This is a genomic window from Streptomyces sp. NBC_00443 (genome assembly GCF_036014175.1).
Classification (GTDB): Bacteria; Actinomycetota; Actinomycetes; order Streptomycetales; family Streptomycetaceae; genus Streptomyces.
On the sequence record NZ_CP107917.1, the window covers coordinates 418,757 to 432,239 of the forward strand.

Genomic DNA, 13,483 nt, shown 5'->3' on the forward strand with positions numbered 1-13,483 from the left:
GGGGCTCCCACCGGCAAGGCATCTCGACTCATCGACCCGGAAATGGCACCGTAACCCGGCATGAAGCTGACCGATTCCGGACAAAAGGTAAGTTCGGTGCGCTGGAGGCTGGTGCTCGCCAGCACCACCATGCTCTTCGTAGAGCTGGCGCTGATCAGATGGGCGGGCGCCAACGTCGTCCATCTCAGTTACTTCTCGAACTTCATCCTGCTGGGATCGTTCCTCGGCATCGGCATCGGCTTCCTGATCCCCGCCGCGCGCGGACAGTGGCTCAAACGCTGGACCCCGATCCCCCTGGCACTGCTCGTCATCTTCGTACGCGCGTATCCGGTCCAGGTCCGTCAGAGCAGCAGTGAGGTCATCTACTTCACCGCCGTGAAGACCACCGGCCTCCCCCAGTGGGTGACATTGCCGGCCATCTTCCTGCTGACCGCGGTGATCATGGCCGGAATCGGCAAGATCACCGCCGACCTCTTCCGCCAGCTCCCCTCCCTCGACGCCTATCGTTACGACCTGCTCGGCAGCATCACCGGCTCGGTCTCCTTCGCCGTGCTGTCCTGGCTGCGTGCTCCCTCGGTGGTGTGGGGCGTACTTGCGGCCGTGGCCCTGCTGATCCTCGGCGGGCGTCGCAACACCCTCTTCTACGGCGTCCCCCTCGCGGCGATGGTCGCCGCGCTGTTCCTGGAGACGACGACGGCGGGCATCTCCTGGTCGCCGTACTACAAGATCGAGCTGAAGTCCTCGCCGACCACCACACGGACGTTCTACATCTCCGCCAACGGCGTGCCGCACCAGAGCACCGCGCCGCTCCCGGTGCTGATGCGGGAGAACTCGCCCTATCGGCAGGCGTACGACCAGACGCCCAGCAATCCGCACAAACGCGTGCTGATCATCGGAGCCGGCAACGGCAATGACGTCGCCGTCGCACTGGCGCACGGAGCCGAGCGCGTGGACGCGGTCGAAATCGACCCCCGCCTGCAGGAGATCGGCGCGCAGCTGCACCCCGCCAGGCCGTACGACGATCCGAGGGTGCACGTCCACATCGACGACGGGAGGGCGTTCCTGGAGCGGACGAACGCCAAGTACGACCTCATCATCCTGGCGCTCCCGGACTCCCTGACCCTGGTGTCGGGCGCGAGCAACCTGCGCCTGGAGAGCTACCTCTTCACCCGGCAGGCGTTCGAGGCCGCCCGCGATCACCTGACGCCGGACGGCGCGTTCGCGATGTACAACTACTACCGCAAGAGCTGGCTGGTCGACCGCTTCGCCGGGGACCTCGACGACCTCTACGGCCACGCCCCTGCATGACGACGTTCAAACGGAACGCGGCCGTGCTGGTGGCCGGAATGACCCCCGCCGACCAGTCCTGCAAGCAGACCTGGCAGCCCAGCGGCCCCGTCCCGGCGGCCGCGACCGACGACCACCCGTTCCCGTATCTGCTGCACCGGACCATCCCCACGATCTATCTGGGCGCCCTGGGTGCGATCCTGCTGGTGACGCTGTTGTCGGTACGCCTGGCCGGGGTCCGCATCCGCAGCACGTTCCGCTACGTCGACATGTTCCTGCTGGGCGCGGCCTTCCTGCTGCTCGAAACGAAGAACGTGATCGGTTTCGCTCTCTACTTCGGTACGACCTGGCTGGTCAACGCCCTTGTCTTCTTCGGTGTCCTGCTCTCCGTCCTGGCCGCGGTCGAGGTGCGGCGCAGATTGCGGCGGGTCAACATGCTGGTGCTGCAACTGATGCTCTTCGGCTCCCTCGCGGTGGCCTTTCTCGTCCCGCCGCAGGCCGTGCTCTCCCTGCCCACCGTGGGCCGGCTGGCCGCCGCCATCGCCCTGGCCTTCGCGCCCATCTTCTGCGCCAACCTCATCTTCTCGGACCGCCTCGCGCAGGCCGCCGACCCGACCTCGGCGTTCGGCGCGAACCTGCTGGGCGCGCTGACCGGGGGCGCGCTCGAGTACCTGGCGCTGATGACGGGCTATCAGGCGCTGCTGCTGGTCGTCGCCGCGCTGTATCTGGGGGCCTGCATCGCCATGCGCTACGCCGGGCGCGGGCCGGGCGGGCAGACGACGCGGATGCCCGACGAGACAGTGAGCGTCAAGACCTGACGTCGGCGGCGGATCCGGTCGATGCCGGGGGCCCGGTCGCCCCGTGAACATGCAGGGCGCCGGGCCGAGTGCTGCAATGGCTGGAGGGGCTGACCCTCCGGCTGCGCCGCGGGCGAACGACGCCCGACGAGGTGTGACCGGGCCCGTACCCACCTCTGAGGAGTGGCCATGCACCAGGACATCGGGGACATGGGGCCCGTCGACTACCTGATCGTCGAGTTCCCCGGCAGCCGTATGACGGGTGAGGGGCTGCCCCTGCTCGTCGACCTGGTCGAGGAGGGCGTCATCCGCATCCTCGACCTCGTCTTCATCCACAAGGGCACCGATGGTTCGGTCGAAGTGGTGGAACTCCGCAACGTCGGGGACGAGGTCGACCTGACGGTGTTCGAGGGAGCCTCGTCGGGACTGCTGGACCAGGGCGACCTGGACGAGGCCGGGGCCACGCTGGAGGCCGGCAACTCCGCCGCCGTCGTCGTGTACGAGAACGTCTGGGCCGCGCCCCTGGCCCGTGCGCTGCGGCGCGGCGGGGCCGAGGTGGTGGCCAGCGGGCGTATCCCCGTGGACGCGCTGCTGGCGTCGCTGGAGGCCGCCGAGGCGACGGCGGCGCCCTGAGGGGACCGATGCCGCCATCTCCGTGCCACACCGCCCAGCGCCACGCCACCCTCTGCCACACCACCCAGTGCCACACCACCCAGTGCCACCCACCCAGTGCCACTCCGTCCACGGATCACAGGGGAGATGACTGACATGCCAGGACTCCTTCGCGGCGTCGCCCGCACCGCCGTCGTCGCGGGGACGGCGACAGCCGTGTCGAACCGCGTCTCACGGCGGCAGGCGGGCCGGTGGGCCCAGCAGGACACCGAACGGCAAGTCGCCCACCAGCAGGACGTCGGGCCTCCGGCGCCCGCCGCGCCCGCGCCCGCCGCACCGCCGTCGGCCGCCGACGAGATGACCGGCAAGATCGATCAGCTGAAGCAGCTCGGCGACCTCAAGGCCCAGGGTGTGCTCACCGAAGAGGAATTCGCGGCCCAAAAGCGCCAGGTCCTCGGTTGACGCGGGAGGAACGGGGTCGTGCCTGAGCCGGGGACCTCGGATGCGACCGCCACCGGTACGCAGCCGGAAGAGGCCGACCGGCTGCGTGAGCTGTTACGCACCCCCGCCTACCAGAAGGCGCTCGTCTTCTCCGCGCTGATCGGAATCCCGGTCTCCCTGGCCGCGTTCTGGTTCCTCGCCGCACTCCACGAGCTCGAGCACCTGCTGTGGGCCGACCTGCCTTCGGGGCTGGGCTGGGACACCCCTCCGTGGTGGTGGCCGCTGCCCTTGCTGACGCTCTCCGGCATCGCCGTCGGTCTCGTGGTCCGGTATCTGCCGGGAGCCGGCGGTCACCTTCCCGCCGGGGGTCTGCACGCCGCGGGGCTGCCCCCGGTGTCCCTGCCGGGGGTCATCCTGGCGGCCCTGGCCAGCCTGCCGCTGGGCGCCACCCTCGGCCCCGAGGCCCCGCTGATCGCGCTCGGCGGCGGTCTGGCCCTGCTCTTCGGACAACTGGCGCGTACCCCGGTGACGACGCAGAACGCGGCACTTCTCGGAGCGGCCGGCGCCGCCGCGGCGCTTCCGGCGATCTTCGGCAACCCGCTGGTCGGAGCCGTGATCCTGATCGAGGTGGCCGGAGTCGGCGGGCCGCGGCTGTTCGCCGTCATGCTGCCGGCGCTCCTGTCCAGCGGGATCGGCTCGCTCGTCTTCACCGGGTTCGGCCGCTGGACGGGCCTGTCCATCGGCAACCTGACACTCACACTGGGGGTGCCCACGCCGCGCCTCGACGCCGGGGACGTGCTGTGGGCGATTCCGATGGCCGTCGTGATCGGAATCGCCGTGCACCTGATCCTGGACACCGGGCGCCTGGCCGCGGTGTTCGTCTCAAAACGGACCGTCGTCCATACGACGCTCTGCGCCCTGGCCGCCGGGGCGTGCGCCACGGTCTACACGCTGGCCGTCGACCGGACACCGGTGGACGTGGCGTCCTCCGGCCAGGCCACGCTGGCCCGGCTGGCCGAGGACCCTCACTCCTGGGGCGTCGGTGCCCTGATCGCCGTACTGCTGTGCAAGGCGGCGGCGTACGGGCTGTGTCTGGGCAGTCTGCGCGGCGGTCCCATCTTCCCCGCGCTGTTCCTCGGGGCGGCGTTGGGCGTCCTGCTGGCCCCCCTGCCCGGGTTGGGAGTCGTGCCCGGCCTGGCGGTCGGCATGGCGGCCTCGGCCGCCGCCGCGCTGCGACTGCCGGTGAGCAGTGCGGTGCTGGTCGTGCTGCTCATGGGCAGCGGAGCGATGACTCCCGTGGTCCTGCTCGCGGCGGTGGTGGGCTTCGTGACCGCCCAACTGCTCCCACCGGGCCGCCCCGTGCCACCACTGGGCAAGCCGGCCCCACCACCGGCCGACGCCCCGGCCCACCCGGGCTCGAGCCCACCGGACCGGCCCGAGACTGACCAGGCCCCCAGAACAGCGGGCGACCGCGCCGAGGGCACCTGACGGGGCCGGGAGCCGTGACGGTCGGGAGCCGTCACGAATCGGGAGCCGTCACGAGTCAGGGGCCGTGACGAGTCGGGGGCCGTGACGAGTCGGGCACGCATGCGTTGCTGCCACTCACCGGACAAGCCGACCGGACCTCGTGTACGCCGGACCAGGCCCACCCCCGACCGGCCCCCGCACACCGGGCAACCCCGAAAGCGGCTGAGACCGCCGGGCGCCGAGCCGCATCCAGGCACGCACCCACTGCTGTCGGCAAGTCGAACAGGCACCGGCCGACCGGGGCGCGGAGACCGTCGAACATGCCACCAGCCGACCGGAGGTCCTGCATGCCGGACAAGGCCCCCCGCACACCGGGCTCCCGGCCTGCCAACGCCGGGAGTCGCGACCCGTGCAGTCGCGCCACTCACCCGTGCCGCCCATAGGGCGTCCCGAGCGGGCGTCGGCCGACGGGGACACCTAGGCGTCGCACACCAGCAGCCGACCCGACCTCCCGCACACCAGAACAGGCCCCGGCCCCTGCACGCCGAACACCCCCGGCCCCGGCCCCGGCTGCACCGGGCCGGCGCCCCGAGCCCCCCGGCCCAACCGGGAGCTGCGCCCGCTCCACCCCTGCTTCCCCGATGCGCCGCCCCGCCAGGTTCAGTCTCGGGAGGCCCCGAACCCGCGAAGCGCCAACGTGCGTGTCCGTCCGGCCCGGTCGACAGTGGAAGCCGGAGCCCTACGGACAAGGAGCTCGCATGGCCGATCGCCGGAAGCGCACCGCGCTCGTAGTGCCCGTCCAGCTCGCCGCGCGGCGGAGCCCGGCCGGGCCGGGCCTTCGGTTGTGATGAGTTCGCGTCCGAGGGTCACGGCGCCGGAGCCCATGTCCGAGGCGGACTTCCGGGCCCTGTACCGCCGCTTGCGTGAGCAGGCGGACGGCACCGGTGGCCACCGCGGGGCGCTCGGTCGGCTCACGCCCGAGCGTGTGGTCGCCGCCGTCGGCGAGGTGCGTACCGGGCGGACCGTCTCGCTGGCCGCGCCCATCGAGACCGCGCCGGGGCCGGACAATCGGCAGCCCGCGTCCCACCGGATGATCGCGCCGGCGGACCAGGAGGAGACCGCCTCCCCAGGGCTGCACTTCGCCCGCGACCGCTTCGCCATGAACGTGCACGGCGACGCCGACACCCATCTCGACGCGCTCTGTCACGTGATGTTCGACGGTGAGCTCTTCGGCGGTGTCCCGGCGAGCACGGTGACGCCGGACCACGCCGGCGCGCTGACGCTGGACCTGGTGCGGGACGGCATCGTCGGACGCGGTGTGCTGCTGGACATCCCCCGGCTGCGGGGCGTCCCGTGGCTGGAACCCGGCGAGCAGGTCAGCGCCGAGGACCTCGAGGCCGCCGAGGCCGCACAGGAGGTCACGGTCGGACCGGGCGACCTGCTGTTCGTGCGCGTGGGACACCGCGGTCGGCGGCGGAGCCTCGGCGCCTGGGACCCGGCCGAGGCCCGGGCCGGACTGCATCCGGAGGCGATGCGCTTCCCGGCCGGGCGGGGCGTGGCCATACTCGGATCGGACGGCAACAACGACGCGGGGCCGAGCGCGGTGACCGGCGTCGACTACCCCGTGCACGTCCTGGCCGTAAACGCCATGGGAGTGCACCTGCTGGACTGGCTGGACCTCGAGGAGCTCGCGGAGGCCTGCGCCGGGGCGGCCCGCTCGCAGTTCCTGTGCGTGGTCGCCCCGCTGCGGCTTCCCTCGGCCACCGGCTCGCCGGTGAACCCGATCGCCGTTCTGTGAGCGGCCGGGACGGGTTCCCCTGCGGATGCCGCATCTGCGGGGCCCGTATACGTTCGAAGTGGGCCCCAGACGTGTCCAGGTCACCGCCGCGGCGGGAGACCACCCCAGCCAAGGACGGTGGTCGTCATGGGCGACTCCCCCCAGTACGACGTCATCATCATCGGCACCGGAGCCGGCGGGGGAACACTCGCCCACCGGCTGGCCCCGTCGGGCAAACGGGTCCTGGTCCTGGAACGCGGTGACTACCTCCCGCGCGAGCGCGACAACTGGGACTCCACGGCCGTGTTCGTCAAAAGCAAGTACCGGGCCCCCGAGTTCTGGCTCGACAAGCACGGCAACGAGTTCCCGCCCGAGGTCAACTACTACGTCGGCGGCAACACCAAGTTCTACGGTGCGGCCCTGTTCCGGCTGCGGCCCGAGGACTTCGGGGAGCTGCGCCACCACGACGGCCTCTCCCCGCCTGGCCGATCCGGTACGAGGACCTGGAGCCGTACTACACCCAGGCGGAACACCTCTACCGCGTGCACGGCCGGCACGGCGAGGACCCGTGGGAGGGCCCGTACAGCGAGCAGTACGCCCATCCACCGGTCGAACACGAGCCGCGTATCCAGCAGTTGAGCGACGACCTGGAGAAGCAGGGCCTGCACCCCTTCCATCTGCCCATCGGGGTCGACCTGACCCAGGACGCCAACGGCGGGGCGACCCACTTCAGCGCGTGCATCCGCTGCAGCCGGGTGGACGGGTTCCCCTGTCTGGTCCGGGGCAAGTCCGACGCCCAAGTGGTCTGCGTCGAACCGGCCTTGCAGCATCCGAACGTCGAGATGATCACCAACGCCCACGTCACGCGCCTCGACACCGACCCGACGGGCCGCAGCGTCACCACGGTCGTCGCCACGCTCGCGGACGGGCAGGAGGCCCGCTTCGAGGCGGACATCGTGGTCGTGGCGTGTGGAGCGGTCAACTCGGCCGCGCTGCTGCTCGCTTCGGCGAGCGACCGGCACCCCGGCGGGCTGGCGAACAGCTCCGACGTGGTCGGCCGCCACTACATGCGGCACAACAACCTCGCCCTGATGGCCGTGTCGAAGGAGCCCAACGACACCCAGTTCCAGAAGACGCTCGCGCTGCACGACTGGTACCTCGGCGCGGACGACTGGGAGTATCCGCTCGGCGGCATCCAGATGCTCGGCAAGTCGGACGCCGAGCAGATCCACGGCGAGGCCCCGCGCTGGGCCGGGGCGGTGGCGCCCGACATTCCCTTCGAGGTGCTGGCCCATCACGCCGTCGACTTCTGGCTGTGCGGGGAGGACCTGCCGCTTCCGGACAACCGGGTCACGCTGGAGGGCGACGGCCGTATCCGCCTGACGCTCGACGAGCACCACAACACGGCCGGGCTGAAGCGCCTGCAGCACAAGCTCCAGCACATGCTCGGCCATCTCGGCATGCACGAGCACCACCTGCTGTCGCACAGCATCTACCTGCACAAGGGGATGCCCATCGGGGCGACCGCGCACCAGGCGGGCACGGTGCGCTTCGGCACCGATCCGGCGTCCTCCGCCCTGGACGTCCACTGCAAGGCCCACGATGTCGACAACCTGTACGTGGTCGACACGAGCTTCTTCCCGAGCATCGGGGCGGTCAACCCGTCCCTGACGGCCATGGCGAACGCCCTGCGGGTGGGCGACCACCTCCTGGAACGCCTGGGTTGAGCAATTCCCGGCGACTCGCCTTCGAGCGGGCGAAGTTCATCCGCCGGTCGGCGCAACCCCGGCTCGTGCCGCGCGCAGCCGCGCGCCCCCGGTGATTGTGTGACGCCCTGACCTCCGGGCCATGGCCCGGGCCATCCGGCCACGCAATGGAGAGACAGTCATCGTGAGTTCCCCGAGGGCGCGCCCCGCGACGTGATCCCCGCCCACCTGCTCCAGGGACAGAAGGCGTTGGTGACCGGCGCGAACTCCGGCATCGGCAAGGCGACAGCCGTGGCCATGGGCCGGGCCGGCGCCGACGTGGTGGTGAACTACGTGGCCGGCCGCGACGAGGCCGAGAAGGTCGTCGAGGAGATCACGTCCTTCGGCGTGCGGGCCGCGGCATACGAGGCGGACGTCTCCGACGAGGAGCAGGTCGTCGCCATGACGAACCGGATGGTCGAGGAGTTCGGCACGATCGACATCCTGGTCGCCAACGCCGGCCTGCAGCGCGACGCCCCGTTCACCGAGATGACCCTCGCCCAGTGGCAGAAGGTCATCGACGTGAACCTGACGGGGCAGTTCCTGTGCGCCCGGGAAGCCACCAAGGAGTTCCTGCGGCGCGGCGTCGTCCCGGAGGTGTCGCGCGCGGCCGGCAAGATCATCTGCATGAGCTCCGTGCACCAGGTCATCCCGTGGGCCGGGCACGTCAACTACGCCTCGTCCAAGGGCGGCGTGCAGATGATGATGCAGACGCTCGCCCAGGAACTCGCGCCGAAGAAGATCCGCGTCAACGCGATCGCCCCGGGCGCCATCGCGACCCCCATCAATCGCGGTGCCTGGGAGACGCCCGCGGCCCGCGACGACCTCCTCAAGCTGATTCCCTACGACCGCGTCGGCGACCCGGAGGACATCGCGCACGCGGCCGTCGGCCTCGCTTCCGACCTCATGGACTACGTGGTGGGTGCCACGCTCTACGTGGACGGCGGGATGACCCTCTTCCCCGGTTTCGCCACCGGCGGCTGACAGCGCACGCAGGACGGCCCCGGACGGAACCCATATATGCACACCACTTTGCAGGTGCTGGCGGACGCTCCGGCGCAGATGCTGCCGGCCAGATCCCTGATGGCCTTCACCCTGGCGTCCCACATCATCCTGGTGCCCCTGGGTGTGGCACTGCCGCTGATCACGCTCATCCTGCACGGCTACGGGCTGCGCCGCGGTGACCGTACGGCCCTGCTGCTGGCGCGCCGCTGGTCGGCGGTGATGGCGGTCCAGTTCGCGATCGGGGTGGTCACCGGCACCGTCCTGTCCTTCGAGTTCGGGCTGCTCTGGCCGGGCCTGATGGGCAGGTGGGGCGATGTCTTCGGCATCGGGTTCGGCGTCGAGGCGTGGGCCTTCTTCCTGGAGGCCGTCCTCATCGCGATCTACCTGTACGGCTGGCGACGCCTCTCCGCCCGGACCCACTTCCTGCTCGCTCTGCCACTGCCCGCCACGGCCCTGCTCGGCGCCTTCGGGATCCTGGCCGCCAACTCCTGGATGAACACACCGCGTGGCTTCCGCCTCGACTCCGCGGGCAACCCCGTCGACGTGGACATCTGGAAGGCGATCTTCACGCCCATGTTCGGCCCGCAGTACTGGCACTTCGTCGTGGCGATGCTGGTGACGGCCGGCTACGTCGTGGCCGGCGTCTACGCCGTGGGCTGGCTGCGCGGGCGCCGGGACCACTACCACCGGCTCGGCTTCACCATCCCGTTCACGGTCGCCGCGGTGTTCACGCCGGTGCAGTTCATGCTGGGCGACTCCATCGCCCGGCAGGTCTTCCACAAGCAGCCGGTGAAGTTCGCCGCGATGGAGATCGTCTGGAAGACGGACACCCACGTCCCCGAGTACCTGTTCGGCCGGCTGCATGCGGACGGGAGTGTCTCCGGCGGCATCAAGATCCCGCAATTCGACTCCATCCTCGCCGGTTTCAGCCCGGACACCCAGGTGACCGGGCTGACGTCCGTCCCCGCCGACCAGCGGCCCAACCCCACCCAGGCGACCATCGCGCACTGGGCCTTCGACACCATGGTCGGCATCGGCTCCCTGCTCGTGGGTCTTGCCCTGTGGTACGCCCTGATCTGGTGGCGCCGCCGCCGACTGCCCGCCTCCCCCTGGTTCTACCGGTGCGCAGCCGTGTCCGGCGTGGCCTCCGTCGTCGCCGTCGAATGCGGCTGGATCACCACAGAGGTCGGCCGCCAGCCGTGGATCGTCTACGAGAACATGCGGGTCGCCGAAGCGGTCACCTCGACCCGGTCCGGCACGCTGTGGACCATGTTCGGCCTGGTCGTCGTCGTGTACGTGTTCATCTTCGGGTCGTTTCTCGTGATCCTGCTGCGGATGCGCACCCGTTGGCGGCTCGCCGACGAGGAGGACAGGGCGGGAACCGGTGCGCGCACGACGGCCGAGGCACCCGAGACGGACACCCCGTACGGGCCGCGTCCCACGGTCCCGTCCGGCGCTTCGCCGCCGTCCGGCAGCGACGGACCGTCCTCGTCCACGGAGGGCCGGCCGTGATCGCCGATGTCATCGCCGTCGTCCTGCTCCTCGCGATCGCCGCCTACACCTGCGCGGGAGGCACCGACTACGGGGCCGGCTTCTGGGACCTGAGCGCCGGCGGAGCGGAGCGCGGCAAGCGGCCCCGGTGGCTGATCGACCATGCGATGGCGCCCGTGTGGGAGGTCAACAACGTCTGGCTGATCTTCGTACTCGTCATCATGTGGACGGGTTTCCCCGTCCTCTTCCAGCAGTTGTTCCAGTCGATGTGGCTGCCGCTCGCTCTGGCCGTCGTGGGCACGGTCCTGCGCGGCGCGGGGTTCGCGCTGCGCAAGCCCGCCCAGCGGCTGGCCGGACGGCGCCTGTACGGCGCGGTGTTCGCCGTCTCCTCTCTTCTGACGCCGTTCTTCCTCGGCACCGCCGCCGGCGGTGTGGCGTCGGGTCGGGTGACGGCGGACGCCAAGCCCTCGGATCATGCCTGGGCCCACGCCACGCCGGTGCTGTTCGGGGTGCTGGCCGTGGCGACCACCGCCCTGCTCGGTGCGGTGTTCCTCGCTGCGGACGCCCGGCGCTTCGAAGCACCGGATCTGGACGGCTACTTCCGGCGGCGGGCACTGGCCGCCCTGGCCGCCGTCGCCGCTCTGTCCGTGGTGACGCTGATCGTCGCGCACGACGACGCAGCGCATGTGTGGCACGGGCTCACGCACGGTGCGGGACTCGTGTTCGTGGTCGTGGCGGCGGTGAGCACCCTTGCCACGGCCTGGCTGCTGATCCGCCCGTCCGGCGCCTGGTCCCGGGTCACCGCGGTCGGCGTGGTGGCGTCCGCGGTCATCGCCTGGGGCCTGGCGCAGCGGCCGTACCTCGTCCCGAGGTCCCTGACCATCGCGGAGGGCGCGGGAGCCGACACGACGCTGCGTTGGCTGGGGGTGGTCACCCTCGTCGCCGTCGTGCTCGTCATGCCCGCGGTCGTCCTCCTCTACTGGCTGGACACCCACGGGGAGTTGGAGGGCCTCACCGACACCGATCTGCGGCTCGGTGCCGGTGACGACGGCTGAACCCCGCGGCGAAGGGTGAGGGCACGGTGAGCGAGGACGACATCCTGCTGGGGCTCGCCCTGGTCGTGGCCCTCGCCGTCGGCTCCCAGATCCTGGCCGGCCGGCTGCGGATCCCGGCCCTGATCGTGCTCCTGCCGGCCGGGTTCACCGCGGGAGCCCTCACCGACATCGTCCACCCGGACCAGCTTGTCGGAGAGGACTTCTCGTCGCTGGTGTCGCTGTCGGTGGCGCTCATCCTCTACGACGCCGGGCTGGGGCTGGACATGCGCCTGCTCAAGGGCGCGATTCGCGACACCGTCATCCGGCTCCTGGTCTTCCAAGTAGTGCTCACCTGGGTGGCGGTGATGGCCCTGGGGCCGGCCCTGTTCAGCGTTCCGGCGGCCGTGGCCAGCATGATCGGGGTGATCCTCGTGGTGTCGGGGCCGACCGTCGTCGGTCCGCTGCTGGAGCACGTCAGGCCGTCGGACAAGGTGCGGCGTGTGCTGGTGTGGGAGGGCTCCCTCATCGACGCCGTCGGCGGCATCCTCGGCGCCGTCGTCTTCCATTCCATCGTCTCCGGCGGCCTGCAGACCGGTCACTTCCGGGTGGGCTCGTTCCTGGGCAGCATCGCCGTCGGGCTGGCGGGCGGCGTGGTCGGGGCCGCGCTGCTGTGGTTCACCCTCCGGCTGCTCCGTCTCGGTGAGACCCTCGGTACGCTCGCCCAGCTCGCCGTCGTCGTGGTGGTGGCCGCGGGCTGCGACGCGGTGTACGACGACACCGGGCTCATCGCCGCGATCGTCACCGGCCTCGTGGCCGCGAACCTGCCGGGCTTCGACATGCCCGCGCGGCGGCCGTTCTTCGAGACGCTGGTCCAGCTGATCATCGGTCTGCTGTTCGTCGCCATCTCGGCCTCGGTGACGCCCGAGTCGCTCGTTCCGGTGCTGCTGCCCACCCTCGCGCTGGTCGCGGCGCTCGTCCTGGTCGTCAGGCCCGTCATCGCACTGCTGTCCACCGTCAGAACGGACTTCACGGCCCCAGAACGCGCCTTCATCGGGTGGATGGCCCCGCGCGGCATCGTCGCCGCCTCCACCGCCACGACCTTCTCCGCGGCGCTCACCAGCGAGGGGCTGCGCGACGCGGACAAGATCCTCCCGGTCACCTTCCTGGTGATCGTCGGAACGGTCCTCGCCTACGGACTCACCGCGAAGCCCGTGGCCACCAAGCTGGACGTCGTACGCACCGCGCGATACCGGCCGTTGGTGCTGGGCGACGAGCCGTGGGTCGTGGACCTCGCCCGGGCGCTGCGCACCGCCGGGCTGGACGTGCTGATGTGGGCGGGATCCACCCAGGGGCGGGCCCGCATCGAGACTGCGGGATTCGAGCAGGCAGCCGGGGAGCTCATGGCCGTGGCGACCGATCCGCAGGCCCGCCTGGAGGGCGTCACATCGGTCTTCCTGCTCACGGACGACGACGACTTCAACGCGCTTGTCGCGGTCGTCCTGCGGGACAGCGTCGACGGCCCGGTCTACCGGGTGGGCCCACCGCCGGACACCCAGGGCGTGGTCGCCCCCTATATCTCCGGGGAGATCCTCTTCGGCCGGGACCTCGTCCGCCACACCGTCGCCGACCGCCATGGGCGCGGCGCCCGCTTCCACGTACAGCCCGCTTCTGCCCCGTATCCGCCGGGGTACGAGACGCTGTTCGTCGTACGGCCGGACGGGCGCCTGGAGCCGACGACCGAGGCACGGGCGGTCACGTCCGGGGAGCGCGACACGCTCGTGCTGCTCGGCCCCGTGCCGGAACCGGGCGTGGACATGGGCGGTTGAA

10 protein-coding genes and 1 pseudogene are annotated in these 13,483 nt (G+C 71.0%); all 11 read left to right on the forward strand.

Annotation, left to right across the window (positions count from 1 at the left end):
* Window positions 1–60 precede the first annotated feature (60 nt).
* The 11 genes and pseudogenes from OHO27_RS01960 to OHO27_RS02010 all read left to right on the forward strand — a co-directional run bounded on the left by OHO27_RS01960 (window position 61) and on the right by OHO27_RS02010 (window position 13,482).
* Complete coding sequence (locus OHO27_RS01960) at window positions 61–1,308, forward strand: hypothetical protein (RefSeq protein WP_328419668.1); 1,248 nt, start codon at window positions 61–63, stop codon at window positions 1,306–1,308.
* Window positions 1,305–2,105, forward strand: a complete 801-nt coding sequence (locus tag OHO27_RS01965) for a hypothetical protein (RefSeq protein ID WP_328419670.1) — start codon at window positions 1,305–1,307, stop codon at window positions 2,103–2,105. The genes OHO27_RS01960 and OHO27_RS01965 overlap by 4 nt, the downstream gene beginning before the upstream one ends.
* A gap of 168 nt (window positions 2,106–2,273) precedes the next feature.
* A complete protein-coding gene (locus tag OHO27_RS01970; protein ID WP_328419672.1) occupies window positions 2,274–2,717 on the forward strand; it encodes a DUF6325 family protein in 444 nt (147 codons plus the stop codon).
* A 135-nt stretch (window positions 2,718–2,852) separates the two neighbouring features.
* Window positions 2,853–3,158 carry an SHOCT domain-containing protein gene (locus OHO27_RS01975; RefSeq protein WP_328419674.1) on the forward strand — a complete coding sequence of 102 codons (306 nt, stop codon included), beginning with the start codon at window positions 2,853–2,855 and terminating at the stop codon, window positions 3,156–3,158.
* 18 nt (window positions 3,159–3,176) lie between these two features.
* Window positions 3,177–4,625 carry a chloride channel protein gene (locus tag OHO27_RS01980; protein WP_328419676.1) on the forward strand — a complete coding sequence of 483 codons (1,449 nt, stop codon included), beginning with the start codon at window positions 3,177–3,179 and terminating at the stop codon, window positions 4,623–4,625.
* 862 nt (window positions 4,626–5,487) lie between these two features.
* Window positions 5,488–6,402 carry a cyclase family protein gene (locus OHO27_RS01985; RefSeq protein WP_328419678.1) on the forward strand — a complete coding sequence of 305 codons (915 nt, stop codon included), beginning with the start codon at window positions 5,488–5,490 and terminating at the stop codon, window positions 6,400–6,402.
* Between the two features lie 126 nt (window positions 6,403–6,528).
* Window positions 6,529–8,108, forward strand: a pseudogene (locus OHO27_RS01990) (GMC oxidoreductase).
* A 195-nt stretch (window positions 8,109–8,303) separates the two neighbouring features.
* Complete coding sequence (locus tag OHO27_RS01995) at window positions 8,304–9,110, forward strand: SDR family oxidoreductase (protein WP_328430321.1); 807 nt, start codon at window positions 8,304–8,306, stop codon at window positions 9,108–9,110.
* 36 nt (window positions 9,111–9,146) lie between these two features.
* Window positions 9,147–10,643, forward strand: coding sequence for a cytochrome ubiquinol oxidase subunit I (locus tag OHO27_RS02000; protein ID WP_328419680.1), 1,497 nt, complete (start codon window positions 9,147–9,149; stop codon window positions 10,641–10,643).
* Window positions 10,640–11,677, forward strand: a complete 1,038-nt coding sequence (locus OHO27_RS02005) for a cytochrome d ubiquinol oxidase subunit II (protein WP_328419682.1) — start codon at window positions 10,640–10,642, stop codon at window positions 11,675–11,677. The genes OHO27_RS02000 and OHO27_RS02005 overlap by 4 nt, the downstream gene beginning before the upstream one ends.
* 26 nt (window positions 11,678–11,703) lie before the next feature.
* Window positions 11,704–13,482 carry a cation:proton antiporter gene (locus OHO27_RS02010; protein ID WP_328419684.1) on the forward strand — a complete coding sequence of 593 codons (1,779 nt, stop codon included), beginning with the start codon at window positions 11,704–11,706 and terminating at the stop codon, window positions 13,480–13,482.
* Window position 13,483 lies beyond the last annotated feature (1 nt).